The sequence below is a fragment of the Streptomyces albireticuli genome (assembly GCF_002192455.1).
GTDB lineage: Bacteria > Actinomycetota > Actinomycetes > Streptomycetales > Streptomycetaceae > Streptomyces > Streptomyces albireticuli_B.
Genome location: NZ_CP021744.1, coordinates 4337767 through 4355993, shown reverse-complemented (window position 1 = coordinate 4355993; position 18227 = coordinate 4337767). Strand labels below are relative to the sequence as shown.

Genomic DNA, 18227 nt, shown 5'->3' with positions numbered 1-18227 from the left:
GGCTCGACAGTGGGCATGCCCCTGGTGACGGGCAGGGAGCAGCTAACAGGCAGCGCAAAGGGTCAGTGTAGCCACTTGGCCCACTGATGTCCAGAGCGGATTTCCGGAGACCGGTGCGATACCAATCTCTCCCTCCGGGATCCTGTTGTTCCTCATGCCTGGAGCAAGGCTTCCCTCTTCGCCGACGATCCATGCCTCGGTGGTGAATCGATGTGGCGACGCGTCCCTGAGAATTGCGCGCGGCGTGCCGTTCGTCAAGGCCCCTCGGCCTCCGGGTGCCTCCCGTGGCGGCCGAGCGGCTGCCCGCTCGGCAGACACCGATGATCACCATACTCGCCCCTGGCCTCAGGGCAACAAGCCGTCGCGGGAACGCCCAAGGGCGACCACCCGCATGGGTGATCGCCCTTGGTACGTGAAACAAGGAGTCAGGAGACTCCGCGGGTCACTTGACCTCGACGGAGGCGCCGGCGCCCTTGAGGGCCTCGGCGGCCTTCTCCGCGGCGTCCTTCGCGACCTTCTCGAGGACCGGCTTCGGGGTGCCGTCGACGAGGTCCTTGGCCTCCTTGAGACCCAGGGAGGTCAGCTCACGCACGACCTTGATGACCTGGATCTTCTTGTCACCGGCGGCGGTGAGGATGACGTCGAACTCGTCCTGCTCCTCAGCGGCCTCGGCGGCGCCACCGGCGACACCGCCGGCCATGACGACCGGGGCGGCGGCAGCGGCGGTGACGTCGAACTTCTCCTCGAACGCCTTCACGAACGCGGCGAGGTCGATGAGGGTCATGTCCTCGAACTGCGCGAGCAGCTCGTCCTGGGTGAGCTTCGCCATGATGGGCGATCCTTCCACTAATTCGGCAGGTGCCGGATGTACATTTCGGCGGGCGTACGTAGGGCCCGCTGCGACCGTGACGGGCGCGAGTGGTTCAGGCGTGAGCCCGAATTACTCGGCAGCCTCGGCCTCGACGGGAGCCGGCGTACCGGCACCGCCCTGCTCGACCTTGTCGCGAAGCGCGTCCACGGTGCGGACCAGCTTCGAGGGCAGGGCCTGGAAGAGCGAGGCAGCCTGGGACTGCTTGCCCTTCATGGCACCCGCCAGCTTGGCGAGCAGAACCTCGCGGGACTCGAGGTCCGCAAGCTTCTTGATCTCATCGGCGGACAGCGCCTTGCCATCAAGGACACCGCCCTTGATGATCAGGTTGGGGTTGTCCTTGGCGAAGTCACGAAGACCCTTCGCCGACTCCACCGGGTCACCGGTGACGAAGGCAACAGCCGTCGGACCAGCGAAAAGCTCGTCCTCCAGCGTGATCCCGGCGTTGCCAGCCGCGATCTTGGTCAGCGTGTTCTTCACCACGGCGTACTGGGCGTTCTCACCGAGCGAACGACGCAGCGTCTTGAGCTGCGCCACGGTGAGACCGCGGTACTCGGTCAGCACGGCGGCGTTCGAGCTGCGGAACTTGTCCGTCAGCTCGGCAACCGCAGCAGACTTGTCGGGCCTCGCCATGAGCCTCGGCCTCCTTCCGGGTGATTCGGACCGCTACGCGAAGGGACCTGGGCAAAACGAAACGCCCCGGCGCAGGCGCTCGGGGCGTGCACTCGACCATTCGGACCAGGGGTCCTCACGGGAGTTCATCCTCAAATCACCTGCGCAGGTCGCCCGCAGCTAGCGGATCCTTCGGCCACCACACCTTCTTGCGAAGGCACAGCAACGACCAGCGGTCTTTGGCTTCCGCATCAAGGTACGCGAACGGTTCGCCCGCAGGCAAATCGACCCGGGGGAAGGAGACCGAGGCCACAGCGGCCCGGCCGCGGGGCCCGGATCACGGCCGCCGACGGCCCGGCGGAGAGCCGCTACCGGGCCGTCCGCCCCCGGCACGGGCCGCCGGGGCGATGGGCGGGCAGCGCCCGCGCGCGGCCCTCTGCGGGGCCGTGGAGGGCCGCGCCGCCCTCCCCACGCAAAAAGGCCGGGCCCGCACCCCGAAGGGTGCGGGCCCGGCCCACAACGTGTGTCACACGCTACGAGACGTCGATCAGACGTTCTCGTCCTCCACGAGGAGGTTGCGGGTGCGGTTGGAGTCCAGCGGGATGCTGGGGCCCATCGTCGTGGTCATGGCCGCCTTCTTGATGTAGCGACCCTTCGCGGCGGAGGGCTTGAGACGGGTGATCTCCTCCAGCGCCGCAGCGTAGTTCTCGACCAGCTTGGCCTCATCGAACGACACCTTGCCGATGATGAAGTGCAGGTTCGAGTGCTTGTCGACGCGGAACTCGATCTTGCCGCCCTTGATGTCCGTGACAGCCTTCGCCACGTCCGGGGTGACCGTGCCGGTCTTCGGGTTCGGCATCAGACCACGCGGACCGAGCACGCGGCCGAGGCGGCCGACCTTGCCCATGAGGTCCGGGGTGGCGACGACGGCGTCGAAGTCCAGACGGCCCTTCGCAACCTCGTCGATCAGTTCGTCGGAGCCGACGATGTCGGCGCCGGCGGCTTCCGCGGCCGCAGCACGGTCACCGGTCGCGAAGACCAGGACCCGGGCGGTCTTACCGGTGCCGTGCGGAAGGTTCACGGTGCCACGGACCATCTGGTCGGCCTTGCGCGGGTCGACGCCCAGACGCATGGCAACCTCGACGGTCGCGTCGAACTTGGTGGCGGAGGTTTCCTTCGCGAGACGGACGGCCTCGAGGGGGGCGTACAGGCGCTCCGCCTCGATCTTGGCGTCCGCAGCGCGGAGAGTCTTGCTGCGCTTCACTGCTTCTCCTCAGTGGTTATGGAGTCGTGGTGCGGACCAGCGCTGGTCCTTCCACGGTTACTGCGAGGTGGCTGATCAGCCCGCGCTCTGGTCGCTCGGGCTTCCTCACTCGCTCGCTACGCGGACGGCCTCGCTGCGCTCGGCCGGCCACTGCGCGAACTCGTTCGTCAGCCCTCGACCGTGACACCCATGGAACGGGCGGTGCCGGCGATGATCTTCTCGGCGGCGTCCAGGTCGTTGGCGTTCAGGTCGGGCATCTTCGTGGTGGCGATGTCACGGACCTGGTCGCGGGTGATCTTCGCGACCTTCTTGGTGTGCGGCTCGCCGGAGCCCTTCTCCACACCCGCGGCCTTGAGGATCAGCTTCGCGGCCGGCGGAGTCTTGGTGACGAAGGTGAAGGAACGGTCCTCGTAGACCGTGATCTCCACCGGCACGACCATGCCACGCTGCGACTCGGTCGCGGCGTTGTAGGCCTTGCAGAACTCCATGATGTTGACGCCGTGCTGGCCCAGCGCGGGGCCGACCGGCGGGGCCGGGTTGGCGGCACCGGCGCTGATCTGGAGCTTGATAAGCCCCGTGATCTTCTTCTTCTTGGGAGGCATTGCTCTCTCCGGGTCCTAGTGAGAGTTTTTTGCCCGCGCACAGTGCGCGCAGGCATACCGCACCACGATAACGGGTAACATGCTGCGGCCAAAAACCGAGCAGGTCAGACCGGCTGTGAGCAGCCGATCTGACCTGTTCGGAAGTGCTTTGCCCAGAAGGAACTAGTTCTTCTGGATCTGGTCGAAGCTGAGCTCGACCGGGGTCTCGCGGCCGAAGATCTCGACGAGGCCCTTGACCTTCTTCGAGTCGGCGTTGATCTCGTTGATCGTGGCCTGGAGCGTGGCGAACGGGCCGTCCGTGACGGTGACCGAGTCGCCCACCTCGAAGTCCAGGACCTGGACCTCGACCTTGCGGGACGGAGCCGGCTTGCCCTCGGCCTCGGCGGCCTCGCGGGCGGCCTTCTCCTCGGCCTCCGGGGCGAGCATCTTGACGATCTCGTCCAGGGTCAGCGGGTACGGGTCGTAGGCGTTGCCGACGAAGCCGGTGACACCCGGGGTGTTGCGGACGACGCCCCAGGACTCGTTCGTCAGGTCCATGCGCACCAGGACGTAGCCCGGGAGCTTGTTCTGGCGGACGGTGCGGCGGTCGCCGTTCTTGATCTGGACGACCTCTTCCTGCGGCACCTCGGCCTGGAAGATGTAGTCCTCGACGTTGAGCGAGACGGCGCGCTGCTCGAGGTTGGTCTTCACGCGGTTCTCGTAACCCGCGTAGGTGTGGATGACGTACCACTCGCCGGGCAGACCACGCAGCTCGTCGCGGAGCGCGGCGACCGGGTCGACCGGGGCCTGCTCCTCGGCGGGCTCCTCGCCCGCCTCGACCGCCGCGGCGGCCTCGGACTCGGCGTCGCCCTCGACGTGGATCGCGGCCTGCTCGGCCGGCTCGCCCAGGGCGGCGTCCTCGGCGTCGAGCTCGTCGATGCCGTCGGCGTTCTCGACGATCTCCTGTGCGGTGTCGTCGCCCTCGACCTCGGCCGTAGCCGCGTCGACGTCGGCCTCTGCCGCCTCGACGGAGTCGACGGCGTCGTTCAGGTTCGGGTCAGACACGTGGCTGCTTCTTCCTGGCTTCAAGGGGTGGAACGTGCGAAGGGGCGGCTCTCCTGGAAGCAGCCGCCCTACGCGCGGGTTCAGCCGAAGACGTACTTGACGGCGTTGGAGAACCCATAGTCAATCACGGTGACGAGGCCGATGACGATGACGACAAAGACGATCACCACGGTGGTGTAAGTCGAGAGCTGGCCGCGCGTGGGCCAGACGACCTTGCGGAGCTCGGCGACGATCTGACGGTAAAAGAGCGCGAGGCGGCCGAAGGGGCCCTTCTTCCCGCGCTTCCCACCGCGGCGGCCCTTCTTGGTGGCCACCTCGTCCTCGGGACGACCGCTCTCAGGCGTCGCGGTGGAGCCAAGGGCTTCCGTCACTACGTCCTCACCTGAATCCGGGTCGTGAGCCGTGCCGCGCCCGGTTGAGCCGCACGGCGGTGCATTTCATTACCTACGCAAGCACGCAACCTGGTGAAGATGCGTGTAGCAGGGCCGAAGGGACTTGAACCCCCAACCGCTGGTTTTGGAGACCAGTGCTCTACCAATTGAGCTACGACCCTTTGTGGTTCCCTCAACGTACAGCATCCGGTCGTACGCACGCTGTGCGTCGATCGGATCGCCTGTGAGGGGCCAACGAGCCATGAGTGTACGTGTTCCGGCGGCCGTCGTCGAACAGCTTCGCCCGGGACACCCGGGGAAGGGGCCTTCCGCCGCCGCTTCCCCCGGGCGAGTGCCCCCTTCGGCCGCGGTCTGCGACGATGCGGGTATGACCGCTGCGACCCCTTCCCAGCCCCCCGTACAGTCCCCCACCGAGCGCCGGGTCTCGGCCCGCGTCGGGGCGATCTCCGAGTCCGCGACGCTCGCCGTGGACGCCAAGGCCAAGGCCCTGAAGGCCGCCGGGCGCCCGGTGATCGGCTTCGGCGCCGGTGAGCCCGACTTCCCCACCCCCGGCTACATCGTCGAGGCCGCCGTGGAGGCCTGCCGCGACCCGCGCTTCCACCGCTACACCCCGGCCGGCGGGCTCCCCGAGCTGAAGAAGGCCATCGCCGAGAAGACGCTCCGCGACTCCGGCTACGAGGTCGACCCGGCCCAGATCCTGGTGACCAACGGCGGCAAGCAGGCCATCTACGAGGCGTTCGCCGCGATCCTCGACCCGGGTGACGAGGTCATCGTCCCGGCTCCGTACTGGACCACCTACCCCGAGTCGATCCGCCTCGCGGGCGGTGTCCCGGTGGAGGTCGTCGCCGACGAGACCACCGGCTACCGGGTCTCCGTCGAGCAGCTGGAGGCCGCGCGCACCGAGCGCACCAAGGTCGTCCTCTTCGTCTCCCCGTCCAACCCGACCGGCGCCGTCTACAGCGAGGCCGACGCCCTGGCCATCGGCCGCTGGGCCGCCGAGCACGGCCTGTGGGTGCTGACGGACGAGATCTACGAGCACCTGGTCTACGGCGCCGCGAAGTTCACCTCGCTGCCCGCGCTCGTCCCCGAACTGCGCGAGAAGTGCATCGTGGTCAACGGCGTCGCCAAGACGTACGCGATGACCGGCTGGCGCGTGGGCTGGCTGATCGCCCCCAAGGACGTGGTCAAGGCCGCGACCAACCTCCAGTCGCACGCCACGTCCAACGTGTCGAACGTCGCACAGATCGCCGCCCTGGCCGCCGTCTCCGGCGACCTGGACGCCGTCGCCGAGATGCGCGTCGCCTTCGACCGCCGCCGGCAGACCATCGTGCGGATGCTGAACGAGATCGACGGCGTGCTCTGCCCGGAGCCGGAGGGCGCGTTCTACGCCTACCCGTCCGTGAAGGAGCTGCTCGGCAAGGAGATCCGCGGCAAGCGCCCCGCCACCTCCGTCGAGCTGGCCGCGCTGATCCTCGACGAGGTCGAGGTCGCCGTCGTCCCCGGTGAGGCCTTCGGCACCCCGGGCTACCTGCGGCTGTCCTACGCCCTGGGCGACGAGGACCTGGTCGAGGGCGTCTCCCGGATCCAGAAGCTGCTGGCGGAGGCCAAGGCGTAACGCCTGCCCTCCCCCGCTCGCGGGCCTCCGGCTGCCGCCGGGGGCCCGCAAGTCTTTTCGGGGCCGTGCCCGATTCGGTGCCCGTTCAAGGAAACTCCCTTCCGGTTGTCATGCTCGTACGGCAAGATCCTGGGATGGAGAGTGTCCGTGCCCGCGGCGGAGCCGCTGAAAGAAATCTTCGACTGCTGCCGAAGGCCCATCTGCACCTGCACTTCACGGGGTCCATGCGCCCGTCGACCATGCTGGAGCTGGCCGACAAGTACGGGGTCCACCTCCCCGAGGCGCTGAGCGGCGGCGAGCCTCCGCAGCTGCGCGCCACGGACGAGCGCGGCTGGTTCCGCTTCCAGCGCCTGTACGACATCGCGCGGTCCTGCCTGCGCTCTCCCGAGGACATCCAGCGGCTGGTCCGCGAGGCCGCCGAGGAGGACGTCCGCGACGGCTCGGGCTGGCTGGAGATCCAGGTCGACCCCACCTCCTACGCCCCGCGGCTCGGCGGGCTGATCCCCGCGCTGGAGATCATCCTCGACGCGGTGGACAGCGCCTCCCGGGAGACCGGCCTGGGCATGCGCGTCCTCGTCGCCGCGAACCGCATGAAGCACCCGCTGGACGCCCGCACCCTGGCCCGCCTCGCGGTGCGCTACGCGGACCGCGGCGTGGTCGGCTTCGGCCTCTCCAACGACGAGCGGCGCGGGCTCGCCCGTGACTTCGACCGCGCCTTCCAGATCGCCCGTGAGGGCGGCCTGCTGGCCGCGCCGCACGGCGGCGAGCTCTCGGGCCCGAGCAGCGTCCGGGACTGCCTGGACGACCTGCACGCGGGCCGCGTGGGCCACGGGGTGCGGGCGGCGGAGGACCCCCGGCTGCTGCGGAAGCTCGCGGAGCGCGGGGTGACCTGCGAGGTCTGCCCCGCGTCGAACGTGGCCCTGGGCGTCTACGAGAAGCCCTCGGACATCCCGCTGCGCACGCTCTTCGACGCCGGCGTGCCGATAGCGCTGGGCGCGGACGACCCCCTGCTCTTCGGCTCCCGCCTCGCCGCGCAGTACGAGCTGGCCCGCGAGCACCACGGCTTCACGGACCCGGAGCTGGCGGAACTGGCCCGCCAGTCCATCCGCGGCTCCCGGGCCCCGGCGGACGTCCAGGCTCGGCTGCTGGGCGGCGTCGACGAGTGGCTCGCGTCCTGACAGGTAGTGGGCAGTCGTTCCGCTGGGCTGGGGGCACCCCCAGCGGTAGCCGGGGGAGGGTGGGCACAACCGGACCCGCAGCCGGAACGCCTGACCAGCCCGTACCCCCTACAGGCTGACGCCCACGGTGACCGGCTCGTTCACCAGCGTCACCCCGAACGCCGAACGCACCCCGTCCCGCACCTCGCGCGCAAGCGCGAGAAGGTCCTCCGTCGTGGCCCCACCCCGGTTCGTCAGCGCCAGCGTGTGCTTCGTGCTGATGCGCGCCGCCCCCGAGCCGTACCCCTTCGCGAAGCCCGCCTTGTCGATCAGCCACGCGGCCGACGTCTTGACCATGCCGTCCCCCGCCGGGAAGGCCGGCGGCGTGACGTCCGCCCCGAGCCGCTCGGCCGCGCGGGCCAGGAACGCCTCGTGCTCGGCGGACGTGAGGATCGGGTTGGTGAAGAAGGATCCGGCGGACCAGGTGTCGTGGTCCTCGGGGTCGAGGACCATGCCCTTGCCCGCGCGCAGCTTCAGGACCGTCTCACGGGCCGTCGCGGCGGGCACCCGGTCGCCGGCCTCGACGCCGAGGGCGCGGGCCGTCTCGGGGTAGCGCAGGGGCGCGGACAGGCCGTCCGCGTCCTCCAGCCGGAAGCGGACGCGGAGGACGACGTAGCGCGCGGGGTCCTGCTTGAAGCGGCTGTGGCGGTAGGAGAAATCGCAGTCCGCGCCGGGGACGGTGACGGTCTCGCCGGCGTGCCGGTCGTAGGCGACGACCTCGGTGATGGTCTGGGAGACCTCCTGGCCGTACGCGCCGACGTTCTGGATGGGGGTGGCGCCGGCGGAGCCGGGGATGCCGGCGAGGCACTCGATGCCCGCGAGGCCGGCCTCGACGGTGCGGGCGACGGCGTCGGACCAGTTCTCGCCGGCGGCGAGTTCGAGGTCGGTGCCGTCGAGGGTGAAGCCGCTGGTGGCGATGTGCAGGGCGGTGCCGTCGAAGCCCTTGTCGGCGATGACGAGGTTGCTGCCGCCGCCGATGATCAGCAGCGGGGTGCCGTCCGCGTCGGCCTCGCGGACCGCCGCGACGACCTCGTCGTCGGTGACGGCGGTGACGAGCCGGGTGGCGGGGCCGCCGAGCCGGAAGGTGGTCAGGGGGGCGAGGGGGGCATCGTGGAGTTCCTGCACGCGCACAAGGGTACGGGGAGCTCCGCCGGGGTCCGGGGGCCGTGGTGCGGGCCGGGCGCCGGGGCCTCCGGGGGTGCCCCGGAATCGGATATTTACGGGCGGGAGCCGTTCCTGTGGGAGGCGCTCCGAACCGCCGCCCGCAAATATCCGGCAGCATTCCGGGGCACCCCCTGCGGCCCCGTCACCCTCCGTCGTCGTCTGCCGCCCGCCCGGGCATGCGTAAGGGGCGCCCGCCGTTGCGGACGCCCCTTACCTTGCTTGCCGGCCGGTCTCAGGCGAGGCGGATGACGGCCCGGGACATGCCCAGCACCTTCTGTCCGGCGCTCTTGACCAGGAGGTCGACGCGGACCGTGCGGGCCTCGTCGTCCTTGGCGCCGATCTTGCCGCCGACCTCGATGACCGCGCCCTCGTCGTCGTTCGGCACGACGACCGGCTTGGTGAAGCGCACCCCGTACTCGACCAGGGCGCCCGGGTCACCGGCCCAGTCGGTCGCCACGCGGACGGCCTCGGCCATGGTGAACATGCCGTGCGCGATGACGTCCGGCAGTCCGACCTCCTTGGCGAACTTCTCGTTCCAGTGGATCGGGTTGAAGTCGCCGGAGGCGCCCGCGTAGCGGACCAGGTCCGCGCGCGTCACCGGGAAGCTCCGGGACGGCAGCTCCTGGCCGACCTCGACGTCGTCGAAGGAAATCCGGGCAGCCATCACGCCTCCTCGGCCGCGCGGGCCACCAGCATCGTGTACGCGGTCACGACGTGCTCGCCGTGCTCGTCGTGGACGTCGCCGCGGACCGACACGAGGTCGTTGCCCGCCATGGACTTGATCGACTCGATCGTCGAGGTGACCGACAGGCGGTCGCCCGCGCGGACCGGGCGGCTGTAGGCGAACTTCTGGTCGCCGTGCACCACGCGGCTGTAGTCCAGGCCCAGCTGCGGGTCCTGGACGACGCGCTCGGCGGCCCGGAACGTGATGGCGAACACAAAAGTGGGCGGGGCGATCACATCGGGGTGACCGAGCGCCTTGGCCGCCTCGGGATCGGTGTACGCCGGGTGGGCGTCGCCCACGGCCTCGGCGAATTCACGGATCTTCTCCCGGCCGACCTCGTACGGATCGGTGGCCGGGTAGGTCCGTCCGACGAAGGACTGGTCGAGCGCCATGGGCTCGTTACCTCCTGGCTGGACTTTGCGTGGAAAAGGATGGAGATATGCCGCGAGGCCGCCCCCAAGGATGGGGACGGCCTCACGAGCTAGCCTGTCTTTATCGCGTCTCGCGGTGCGCGGTGTGAGCCTTGCAGCGAGGGCAGTGCTTCTTCATCTCAAGACGGTCCGGGTCATTACGCCGGTTCTTCTTGGTGATGTAGTTCCGCTCCTTGCACTCCACGCAGGCCAGCGTGATCTTCGGGCGGACGTCGGTGGCAGCCACGTGAGTGCTCCTTGACGGATGGACGGATGAACGCAGACAAGAGTAGCCGATCGGAGGACCGACCCCACAATCGGCTACTACATGTAGCGGTGACCGGACTTGAACCGGTGACACAGCGATTATGAGCCGCTTGCTCTACCGACTGAGCTACACCGCTGTGATGCAGGAGAGATCCTCACCCGAAGGTGAGGAACCCCCACACACCAGAGCCCCAATACGGAATCGAACCGTAGACCTTCTCCTTACCATGGAGACGCTCTGCCGACTGAGCTATTGGGGCGAGCGAGGAAGACATTACACGGTTGGCCGCCGAAGGTGAAATCCGTATCCGGAGGCCGCCCCACGGACCGCTTCCCGGCTCTTCGGCACCACACCAGTACGACTATTCGTCGCCTGCTCGAAGCCGATCCGAACGCGCCCTACGCTCGGAACACGCTGCGTGATCATGCACGCCCCGGCCCCCGGAGGAGCGCGATGCCCGACAGCCAGCCGCAGCCCCCGAAAAACCCGGGGGGAGACGCCACTCCGCCCGCCGCGCCGCCCGGCGACGGCGTCCTGCTGCTCTGCGGCGCCCGGCTCGCCGACGGCCGCACCGTGGACGTGCGCCTCAGCGACGGACGCATCGAGGCGGTCGGCACCGCCGGCAGCCTCGCCCCCGGCCCCCGCGTGGACCTCGGCGGCTATCTGCTGCTGCCCGCGCCCGCCGAGCCGCACGCCCACCCCGGCACCGCGCTCACCGCGGACGCCGACGGCCCGGTCCCGTACGCCCCCCAGGACGTCCAGCGCCGGGCCACCGAGGCCGCCCTGCTCCAGCTCGGCCACGGCGCCACGGCGCTGCGCGCGCACGTCCGGATCGGCGACGTCGAGGGCCTGCGCTCCCTGGAGGCCGTGCTCCAGGCCCGGCGGGCCCTGCGGGGCCTCACGGACCTCGGCACGGTCGCCGTGCCCCGGCTGCTCACCGGCGCCGCCGGGGCCGACGGCCTGGCCATGCTGCGCGACGCCGTGAAGATGGGCGCGGCCGTGGGCGGCTGCCCCGACCTCGACCCGGACCCGATCGGCTACGCCGAGGTCGCGCTCGGGGTGGCCGCCGAGCACGGCTGCCCCGTCGACCTGCACACGGACGCCGACGACCCGGCCCGGCTCGCCCGGCTCGCCGCGATGGCCGGCGGCCTGCGCCCCGGGGTCACCCTCGGCCCCTGCGGCGGCCTGGCCCGGATGCCCTACGAGCCGGCCGCGCGGGCCGCCGAGCGGCTCGCGGCGGCCGGGGTGACGGTGGCGTGCCTGCCGCAGGGTGACTGCGGCACGCTCGAACAGCGGGGAGCGCGGGTCTCCACCTGCGCGCCGGTGCGGCTGCTGCGCGCCGCCGGGGTGCGGGTGACCGCGGGCAGCGGCGCGCTCCGGGACGCGGCCAACCCCGTGGGCCGGGGCGACCCGCTGGAGGCCGCGTTCCTGCTGGCCTCCCGGGGCGAACTGCGCCCGGACGAGGCCTACGAGGCGGTGAGCGGGCGGGCGCGGGCCGCCATGGGGCTGCCGGAGGTGCGGGTGGAGGCGGGCTTCCCGGCGGAGCTGCTGGCCGTGCGCGGCGAGCGGATCGAGGGCGTGCTCTCGCTCGCGTACAGCCGCCTGGTGGTGCACCGCGGCCGGGTGGTGGCCCGGACGAGCGCGGTGCGCGAGTACTGCGACACCTCCGCCGCGGCCGCCCTGGAGCTGCCGAGGCAGTCCTCCCGCGGCGGCGAGCCGTCCTGAGGCCCGTGCCGCGCGGCCCTCTGGCGGTGCGCGGCACAGCGCGTACGGTCGGATCATGCGCATTGTCATCGCAGGTGGACATGGTCGGATCGCGCTGAGGCTGGAGCGGTTGCTCGCCGGGCGCGGGGACGAGGTCGCGGGTGTCGTCCGCCGGCCGGCACACGCGGGTGACCTGCTCGCCGCGGGTGCCGAACCGGTCGTGTGCGACCTGGAGTCGGCGACGGTCGGCGATCTCGTACGGCACCTGGAGTCCGCCGACGCGGCCGTCTTCGCGGCCGGCGCCGGGCCGGACAGCGGCATCGGGCGCAAGGACACCGTGGACCGGGGAGCCGCGGCCCTTTTCGCGGACGCGGCGGAGGCGGCCGGGGTCCGGCGCTTCGTGGTCGTCTCCTCGATGGGCGCCGACCGCGAGCCTCCGGAGGGTACGGATCCGGTCTTCGCCGCCTACCTGCGGGCCAAGGGCGCCGCGGACGCGGACGTACGCTCACGGGCCGGTCTGGACTGGACGATCCTGCGGCCCGGCCGGCTCACGGACGACCCCGGGACGGGCCTGGTGCGGCTGGCGGAGTCCACCGGCCGGGGCGAGGTGACCCGCGACGACGTCGCGGCCGTCCTGGCGGCCCTGCTGACCGAGCCGGGCACGGCGGGCCGGACGCTGGAGCTGGTCGGGGGCGACACGCCGGTGGCGGAGGCCGTGAAGAGCGTGGCGTGAGGGCGATCCCGGCGGCCTGATCCGTTCGCACGTGCCGCAGATCACATGATCATCGGCCCGGGGACTCCCCCGGACAACACAGAAGGCCCTCTCCGTAAGGAGAGGGCCTTCGCATGTGGCGGCGCCAGGGTTCGAACCTGGGTAGGCTGAGCCGGCAGATTTACAGTCTGCTCCCTTTGGCCACTCGGGCACACCGCCAAGGGTTGCCGCCCCGGATTCCGCCTTGCGGTGGTGCTCCGTGGCAACGACGTAAACCATACCCGATGACCTGGGGTGGTCCGCCACTCGATTCCTCACCGCTCACCGGCCCCCGGGTGGCTAGGCTGGCGGGGCGGCACCCCGGCCGCACCCCTGATGGATCTACGTACGAGGAGCCAACTCAATATGGCCGACTCCAGTTTCGACATCGTCTCGAAGGTCGAGCGGCAGGAGGTCGACAACGCCCTCAACCAGGCCGCCAAGGAAATCTCGCAGCGCTACGACTTCAAGGGCGTCGGCGCCTCGATCGCGTGGTCCGGCGAGAAGATCGAGATGCGGGCCAACGCCGAGGAGCGCGTGAAGGCCGTTCTCGACATCTTCGAGACCAAGCTGGTCAAGCGCGGCATCTCGCTGAAGTCCCTGGACGCCGGCGAGCCGCAGCCCTCCGGCAAGGAGTACAAGATCTTCGCCTCGATCGAGGAGGGGATCTCGCAGGAGAACGCGAAGAAGGTCGCCAAGATCATTCGCGACGAGGGCCCGAAGGGCGTCAAGGCGCAGGTCCAGGGTGACGAGCTGCGCGTCAGCTCCAAGAGCCGTGACGACCTCCAGGCGGTCCAGGCCCTCCTCAAGGGCAAGGACCTGGACTTCGCGATCCAGTTCGTCAACTACCGCTAGTCCGCCGTACCGCGAGGCGGCCAGGCGCGCAGTGAGGGCGTTTCACCGGGAGTTGTCCGGTGGGGCGCCCTCGCGGCGTTCAAGGGGCCTTGACGCGGCCCCTGTTGTCAGCGGGTGGCGAAGGGGCGGTCCGTCGGCACGATCTCCCGGCCGAGCGGCATCAGGGAGATCGGCACCAGCTTGAAGTTGGCGATGCCGAGGGGGATGCCGATGATCGTGACGCACAGGGCGATGCCCGTGACGATGTGGCCGAGCGCCAGCCACCAGCCGGCGAAGACGAACCAGATGACGTTGCCCAGCAGCGATCCCGCGCCGGCGTCCCGCCGTTCCACCGTCGTCCGGCCGAAGGGCCACAGGGCGAAGGAGGCGATCCGGAAGGACGCGATGCCCCAGGGAATGGTGATGATCAGAATGCAGCAGATCAATCCGGCCACGACGTAGCCGATCGCCATCCAGAGTCCGCAGAGGACCAGCCAGATGACATTAAGGATGAACCTCATAAAAACAGCCTCCCACGCGAAACAGCTCCTAGCGAGGGGGACGACCACGGGCGGCGCCGTGGTTGCCGGGGTCCCCGGCTGACCTGCGGGAGAGGGGCCCGGCGCCCCTCAGGGGCGGTGGCCGGCCATGCCTTCGAGGCGGCGGACGCGCTCGGCCATCGGCGGGTGCGTGGAGAAGAGCTTGGACATGCCCTCGCCCGCGCGGAACGGGTTCGCGATCATCATGTGGCTCGCGGTCTCGATGCGCGGCTCCGGGGGCAGCGGGAGCCGCTGGGTGCCCGCCTCCAGCTTGCGCAGCGCCGAGGCCAGGGCCAGGGGGTCGCCGGTGAGCCGGGCCCCGGAGGCGTCCGCCTCGTACTCCCGGGAGCGGCTGACGGCGAGCTGGATGAGGGAGGCCGCGATCGGGCCCAGCAGCATGATCATGATCATGCCGAGGATGCCGGGGCCCTCGTCGTCGTCGGATCTGCCGAAGGGGATCAGCCAGGCGAAGTTGACCAGGAACATCACCACCGAGGCGAGCGCGCCGGCGATCGAGGAGATGAGGATGTCCCGGTTGTAGACATGGCTGAGCTCGTGGCCGATGACGCCGCGCAGCTCCCGCTCGTCGAGCAGGCGCAGGATGCCGTCGGTGCAGCAGACCGCGGCGTTGCGCGGATTGCGGCCGGTGGCGAAGGCGTTGGGCGCCTCGGTCGGGGAGATGTACAGCCGGGGCATCGGCTGGCGCGCGGCCGTGGAGAGCTCGCGCACCATGCGGTAGAGCGCGGGCGCCTCGAACTCGCTGACCGGCCGGGCGCGCATCGCCCGCAGGGCCAGCTTGTCGCTGTTCCAGTAGGCGTAGGCATTGGTGCCGAGGGCCACCAGGACGGCGACGATCAGGCCCGTACGCCCGAACAGGCTGCCGATGACGATGATGAGCGCGGACAGGCCTCCGAGGAGGACGGCGGTCCTGAGCCCGTTGTGCCGGCGGTGCACGGTACGCCCTCCAAGTGGTGCGGCAGGGGAACCCTTTTGCTGTGGCGCTTCCACCTTCCAGTGGAACCTTCTCGTTCGGTCAACGCCAGATGAGCACAGCTGGTTCCCTCGCGCACGGGCGGGCACGCTGGGCCTTACGGGTGACGCCGGCTACAGCAGCGCCCCCGAGGCGAAGCGGAGCACGAGCTGCGGGGCGCCCGACAGGACGATGCCGAGGACCGCGGCGAGGGCCATGGCGGCCGCCAGCGGCAGCGGGACGCGCGCGGGGGCCTCCGGCTCCTCCCCCGCCTCCGCGGCCGGTCCCGCGGCCTGCTCCTCCGCCGGGCGGAAGAGCAGCGCCGTCCACTGGAGGTAGTAGTACAGGGCGATCACGACATTGACCGCCATGACGACCGCCAGCCAGCCCAGGCCCGCGTCGACGGCCGCCGAGAAGACCGTGACCTTGGCGAACAGCCCGATGACGCCCGGCGGCAGGCCGGCCAGGCAGAGCAGGAAGAAGCCGAGGGCGAGGGCGGCGAGCGGGCGGCGGGCGTAGAGGCCCCGGTAGTCGGCGAGGCGGTGCGCCGGGCTCGTACGGGCGACGAGCGCGGCGACGGCGAACGCGCCGAGGTTCACGGCCGCGTACATCAGGGCGTACGCGACGGTGGAGCCGATGGCGTGCGCCGGGTCGCCGGTGTACCCGGCGGCCGCGATCGGCACCAGCAGATAGCCGGCCTGGCCGACGGAGGACCAGGCGAGCAGGCGTACCGCGCTGTGGGCGCGGTCGGCGCGCTGGCGCAGGGCGGCGACGTTGCCCGCGGTCATGGTGAGGGCGGCGAGCACGGCGAGGGCCGGGCCCCAGACGTCCGCGTAGGACGGGAAGGCGACCACGGTCACCAGGATCAGACCGGTGAAGCCGACGGCCTTGCCGACGACGGAGAGGTAGGCCGCGACGGGCAGCGGCGCGCCCACGTAGGTGTCGGGCACCCAGAAGTGGAAGGGCACGGCCGCGGTCTTGAAGGCGAAGCCGACGAGGGTGAGGGCCACGCCCGTCTGGGCGAGGACGCCGAGGCGGGTGCCGTCGCCGGGCAGGCCCCCGGCGACCTGGGTGAGGTGGAGGCTGCCGGTGGCGGCGTAGACGAAGCTGACGCCGAGCAGCATGACGGCGGTCGCGGTGACCGACGACAGGAAGAACTTCAGGGCCGCCTCGGACGACTTGCGGTCGTCGCGGCGCATGCCGACGAGGGCGAACGCGGGCAGCGAGGCCACCTCCAGGGCCACGACGAGGGTCGCGAGGTCCCGGGAGGCGGGCAGCAGCGCGGCGCCCGCGGCGGAGGACAGCAGCAGGAACCAGTACTCGCCCGAGGGGAGCGAGAAGTCCACGAGGTCGCTCACGGACAGCAGGGCCGTCAGCAGGGCGCCGCCCAGCACCAGGAACTGGATGACGAGCGTGAAGTGGTCCGCCGTGTAGCTGCACGCCTGGGTGCCGGACGACGTCAGGCAGAAGGTGGAGCGGTCGCCGTCGAGGAGCGGCAGCAGGGAGAGCCCCGCCAGCACCAGGCCCACGAGGGCGATGACGCCGAGGAGGGGCTTCCGTCCCTCGGGCAGGAAGAGGTCGGCGACCAGGATGACGAGCGCCACCACCGCGGTGATGGTGGGCGGGGCGATGGCGAGCCAGTCGACGGACTGGACCAGGGAGCCCATCAGTTGCCTCCTCGGAGGAGCTGCGACACGGCCGGGTCGGTGAGGCCGAGGAGGGCCGCGGGCCAGAGTCCGGCGAGGACGGTGAGGACGACGAGGGGGGTCCAGGCGGCGAACTCGTACGTGCGGACGTCGGCGAGCGCGGGCTCGTGCGCGGGCCTGCCCTCGCCGTCGCCGCCCATGCACACCCGGCGCACGACGATCAGCATGTACGCGGCGGTGAGCAGGGTGCCGAAGCCGGCCAGGGCCATGAAGGTGAGGAAGGCGGGGCGGCTGAGGCCCTCCGCGGGGCGGAAGGAGCCGAACATCGCGAGCATCTCGCCCCAGAAGCCGGCCAGGCCGGGCAGCCCGAGCGAGGCGACGGCGCCGAAGGCGAGCAGGCCGCCCAGGCGCGGGGCCTTGCCGTAGAGCGCGGCGCCGGTGGCTCCGGAGAGGGCGTCGAGGTCGCTGGTGCCGTAGCGGTCCTTGACGGCCCCGACGAGGAAGAACAGCAGGCCGGTGATGAGGCCGTGGGCGATGTTGGCGAAGAGCGCGCCGTTCACGCCGGTCGGGGTCATGGTGGCGATGCCGAGCAGCACGAAGCCCATGTGGCCGACGGAGGAGTAGGCGACGAGGCGCTTGAGGTCGCCCTTGGCGCCGGTGCGGGCCAGGGAGAGGCAGACCAGGGAGCCGTAGATGATGCCGACGACCGCGAAGGCGGCCAGGTACGGCGCGAAGGTGTGGGCTCCTTCGGGGGCGATGGGCAGCACGATGCGGACGAAGCCGTAGGTGCCCATCTTCAGCAGGACGCCCGCGAGGAGCACCGAGCCCACGGTGGGGGCCGCGGTGTGGGCGTCCGGGAGCCAGCTGTGCAGGGGCCACATGGGGGCCTTGACGGCCAGTCCGGCGCCGATGGCGAGGACGGCGATCAGCTGGGTGGTGTGGCTCAGCTTCGAGCCGTTGTCAGTGGCCAGTGCCACCATGTCGAACGTGCCGCCCTTGATGCCGAGCAGGAGGAGGCCGAGCAGCATCACGACGGAGCCGAGCAGGGTGTAGAGGATGAACCGCCAGGCCGCGCGCTCACGGCCGTCACCGCCCCAGCGGGCGATGAGGAAGTACATCGGGATCAGCACCATCTCGAACGCCAGGAAGAACAGCATCAGGTCGAGGACGGCGAAGCTCGCGAGGGTGCCGGACTCCAGCACGAGGATCAGCGCGACGAATGCCTTGGGGCTGGTTCCCCGCTCACGCGGGGGTGAGCCGTAGCTGTACAGCGCGCAGAGGAAGGTCAGCAGCGCGGTCAGGACGAGGAGGGGGAGCGAGACGCCGTCCACGCCGAGGTGGATCCGGATGCCGAGGGAGGGGATCCAGCTGATGTCGGTGGTGCCCTGCATCCGGGCCGGGCGGTCGTGGTCGAAGCCGGCGGCCAGCGCGACGGTGAGGGCGAGCACGGCGCCTGTGACGGTGACGCCGTGCCGGAGCACCGCCTGCTCGGGGCTGCTCCCCTTGAGGCCGGGCGGGGCCGGGAGCAGGGCGGCGACGGCGCCGAGCAGGGGGAGGACGAGTGCGGCGGCGAGGAGGTACTGCATGACGGTGTGACTCATGT

The 18227-nt window shown here is 70.8% G+C and carries 19 protein-coding genes and 4 tRNA genes; 5 read left to right on the top strand and 18 right to left on the bottom strand.

What is annotated here, in order from left to right; all coding sequences use genetic code 11:
• Positions 1–442: 442 nt before the first annotated feature.
• The 7 genes from rplL to SMD11_RS18805 all read right to left on the bottom strand — a co-directional run bounded on the left by rplL (position 443) and on the right by SMD11_RS18805 (position 4943).
• Complete coding sequence (gene rplL, locus SMD11_RS18835; protein ID WP_087927556.1) at positions 443–829, bottom strand: 50S ribosomal protein L7/L12; 387 nt, start codon at positions 827–829, stop codon at positions 443–445.
• 111 nt (positions 830–940) lie between these two features.
• Complete coding sequence (gene rplJ, locus SMD11_RS18830) at positions 941–1501, bottom strand: 50S ribosomal protein L10 (RefSeq protein ID WP_087927555.1); 561 nt, start codon at positions 1499–1501, stop codon at positions 941–943.
• A 526-nt stretch (positions 1502–2027) separates the two neighbouring features.
• Positions 2028–2744: a 50S ribosomal protein L1 gene (rplA, locus tag SMD11_RS18825; protein WP_087927554.1), complete on the bottom strand. Its 717-nt coding sequence runs from the start codon at positions 2742–2744 to the stop codon at positions 2028–2030.
• 167 nt (positions 2745–2911) lie between these two features.
• A complete protein-coding gene (gene rplK, locus SMD11_RS18820) occupies positions 2912–3346 on the bottom strand; it encodes a 50S ribosomal protein L11 (RefSeq protein WP_087927553.1) in 435 nt (144 codons plus the stop codon).
• 162 nt (positions 3347–3508) lie between these two features.
• Entirely contained in the window at positions 3509–4390 is an 882-nt protein-coding gene (nusG, locus tag SMD11_RS18815) for a transcription termination/antitermination protein NusG (protein WP_087927552.1), read from the bottom strand.
• Between the two features lie 80 nt (positions 4391–4470).
• Positions 4471–4761, bottom strand: coding sequence for a preprotein translocase subunit SecE (secE, locus tag SMD11_RS18810; RefSeq protein WP_087927551.1), 291 nt, complete (start codon positions 4759–4761; stop codon positions 4471–4473).
• A 109-nt stretch (positions 4762–4870) separates the two neighbouring features.
• Positions 4871–4943 (bottom strand) — tRNA-Trp (locus SMD11_RS18805).
• A gap of 206 nt (positions 4944–5149) precedes the next feature.
• Between SMD11_RS18805 and SMD11_RS18800 the strand changes: the two genes are divergently transcribed.
• A complete protein-coding gene (locus SMD11_RS18800) occupies positions 5150–6397 on the top strand; it encodes a pyridoxal phosphate-dependent aminotransferase (RefSeq protein WP_159395320.1) in 1248 nt (415 codons plus the stop codon).
• Positions 6398–6531: 134 nt separating this feature from the next.
• Positions 6532–7575, top strand: coding sequence for an adenosine deaminase (locus tag SMD11_RS18795; protein WP_087927549.1), 1044 nt, complete (start codon positions 6532–6534; stop codon positions 7573–7575).
• 108 nt (positions 7576–7683) lie between these two features.
• On the opposite strand, the gene SMD11_RS18790 is transcribed toward SMD11_RS18795, so the two are convergent.
• The 6 genes from SMD11_RS18790 to SMD11_RS18765 all read right to left on the bottom strand — a co-directional run bounded on the left by SMD11_RS18790 (position 7684) and on the right by SMD11_RS18765 (position 10439).
• On the bottom strand, positions 7684–8739 hold the full coding sequence (locus SMD11_RS18790; protein WP_087930600.1) for a UDP-N-acetylmuramate dehydrogenase: 1056 nt from the start codon (positions 8737–8739) through the stop codon (positions 7684–7686).
• Positions 8740–9010: 271 nt separating this feature from the next.
• Positions 9011–9442 (bottom strand): MaoC family dehydratase, encoded by a 432-nt coding sequence (locus tag SMD11_RS18785; protein WP_087927548.1) that lies wholly within the window; start codon positions 9440–9442, stop codon positions 9011–9013.
• Positions 9442–9894, bottom strand: coding sequence for a MaoC family dehydratase N-terminal domain-containing protein (locus tag SMD11_RS18780; protein ID WP_087927547.1), 453 nt, complete (start codon positions 9892–9894; stop codon positions 9442–9444). Before SMD11_RS18780 ends, SMD11_RS18785 begins: the two co-directional genes overlap by 1 nt.
• Before the next feature lie 100 nt (positions 9895–9994).
• The gene (gene rpmG, locus SMD11_RS18775; RefSeq protein WP_087927546.1) at positions 9995–10159 is read right to left on the bottom strand and encodes a 50S ribosomal protein L33; all 165 of its coding nucleotides are present in this window, start codon (positions 10157–10159) and stop codon (positions 9995–9997) included.
• An 84-nt stretch (positions 10160–10243) separates the two neighbouring features.
• Positions 10244–10316, bottom strand: a tRNA-Met gene (locus SMD11_RS18770).
• Between the two features lie 50 nt (positions 10317–10366).
• Positions 10367–10439, bottom strand: a tRNA-Thr gene (locus SMD11_RS18765).
• 194 nt (positions 10440–10633) lie between these two features.
• Between SMD11_RS18765 and SMD11_RS18760 the strand changes: the two genes are divergently transcribed.
• Together SMD11_RS18760 and SMD11_RS18755 are read left to right on the top strand one after the other, a co-directional pair.
• Positions 10634–11905: an amidohydrolase family protein gene (locus tag SMD11_RS18760; RefSeq protein ID WP_087927545.1), complete on the top strand. Its 1272-nt coding sequence runs from the start codon at positions 10634–10636 to the stop codon at positions 11903–11905.
• Positions 11906–11960: 55 nt separating this feature from the next.
• The gene (locus tag SMD11_RS18755) at positions 11961–12617 is read left to right on the top strand and encodes an NAD(P)H-binding protein (RefSeq protein ID WP_087927544.1); all 657 of its coding nucleotides are present in this window, start codon (positions 11961–11963) and stop codon (positions 12615–12617) included.
• Between the two features lie 116 nt (positions 12618–12733).
• Here SMD11_RS18755 and SMD11_RS18750 read toward each other — a convergent pair.
• Positions 12734–12815, bottom strand: a tRNA-Tyr gene (locus SMD11_RS18750).
• Positions 12816–13001: 186 nt separating this feature from the next.
• Between SMD11_RS18750 and SMD11_RS18745 the strand changes: the two genes are divergently transcribed.
• The gene (locus SMD11_RS18745; protein ID WP_087927543.1) at positions 13002–13490 is read left to right on the top strand and encodes a YajQ family cyclic di-GMP-binding protein; all 489 of its coding nucleotides are present in this window, start codon (positions 13002–13004) and stop codon (positions 13488–13490) included.
• 107 nt (positions 13491–13597) lie between these two features.
• Here the strand turns inward: SMD11_RS18745 and SMD11_RS18740 are convergent, their stop codons facing one another.
• The 4 genes from SMD11_RS18740 to SMD11_RS18725 all read right to left on the bottom strand — a co-directional run bounded on the left by SMD11_RS18740 (position 13598) and on the right by SMD11_RS18725 (position 18225).
• Complete coding sequence (locus SMD11_RS18740; protein WP_087927542.1) at positions 13598–13990, bottom strand: YccF domain-containing protein; 393 nt, start codon at positions 13988–13990, stop codon at positions 13598–13600.
• Positions 13991–14098: 108 nt separating this feature from the next.
• Positions 14099–14962: a zinc metalloprotease HtpX gene (gene htpX / locus SMD11_RS18735; RefSeq protein ID WP_087927541.1), complete on the bottom strand. Its 864-nt coding sequence runs from the start codon at positions 14960–14962 to the stop codon at positions 14099–14101.
• A gap of 150 nt (positions 14963–15112) precedes the next feature.
• The gene (locus SMD11_RS18730) at positions 15113–16645 is read right to left on the bottom strand and encodes an NADH-quinone oxidoreductase subunit N (protein ID WP_087927540.1); all 1533 of its coding nucleotides are present in this window, start codon (positions 16643–16645) and stop codon (positions 15113–15115) included.
• Entirely contained in the window at positions 16645–18225 is a 1581-nt protein-coding gene (locus SMD11_RS18725) for a complex I subunit 4 family protein (RefSeq protein ID WP_087927539.1), read from the bottom strand. Before SMD11_RS18725 ends, SMD11_RS18730 begins: the two co-directional genes overlap by 1 nt.
• Between the last annotated feature and the right edge of the window lie 2 nt (positions 18226–18227).

Bases quoted from the DNA above. Each gene is read 5' to 3' on its own strand.
- rplL (WP_087927556.1), bottom strand. From the start codon at position 829: ATGGCGAAGCTCACCCAGGACGAGCTGCTCGCGCAGTTCGAGGACATG.
- rplJ (WP_087927555.1), bottom strand. From the start codon at position 1,501: ATGGCGAGGCCCGACAAGTCTGCTGCGGTTGCCGAGCTGACGGACAAG.
- rplK (WP_087927553.1), bottom strand. From the start codon at position 3,346: ATGCCTCCCAAGAAGAAGAAGATCACGGGGCTTATCAAGCTCCAGATC.
- SMD11_RS18800 (WP_159395320.1), top strand. From the start codon at position 5,150: ATGACCGCTGCGACCCCTTCCCAGCCCCCCGTACAGTCCCCCACCGAG.
- SMD11_RS18795 (WP_087927549.1), top strand. From the start codon at position 6,532: ATGGAGAGTGTCCGTGCCCGCGGCGGAGCCGCTGAAAGAAATCTTCGA.
- SMD11_RS18785 (WP_087927548.1), bottom strand. From the start codon at position 9,442: ATGGCTGCCCGGATTTCCTTCGACGACGTCGAGGTCGGCCAGGAGCTG.
- SMD11_RS18780 (WP_087927547.1), bottom strand. From the start codon at position 9,894: ATGGCGCTCGACCAGTCCTTCGTCGGACGGACCTACCCGGCCACCGAT.
- SMD11_RS18760 (WP_087927545.1), top strand. From the start codon at position 10,634: ATGCCCGACAGCCAGCCGCAGCCCCCGAAAAACCCGGGGGGAGACGCC.
- SMD11_RS18755 (WP_087927544.1), top strand. From the start codon at position 11,961: ATGCGCATTGTCATCGCAGGTGGACATGGTCGGATCGCGCTGAGGCTG.
- SMD11_RS18745 (WP_087927543.1), top strand. From the start codon at position 13,002: ATGGCCGACTCCAGTTTCGACATCGTCTCGAAGGTCGAGCGGCAGGAG.
- SMD11_RS18740 (WP_087927542.1), bottom strand. From the start codon at position 13,990: ATGAGGTTCATCCTTAATGTCATCTGGCTGGTCCTCTGCGGACTCTGG.
- SMD11_RS18730 (WP_087927540.1), bottom strand. From the start codon at position 16,645: ATGGGCTCCCTGGTCCAGTCCGTCGACTGGCTCGCCATCGCCCCGCCC.
- SMD11_RS18725 (WP_087927539.1), bottom strand. From the start codon at position 18,225: ATGAGTCACACCGTCATGCAGTACCTCCTCGCCGCCGCACTCGTCCTC.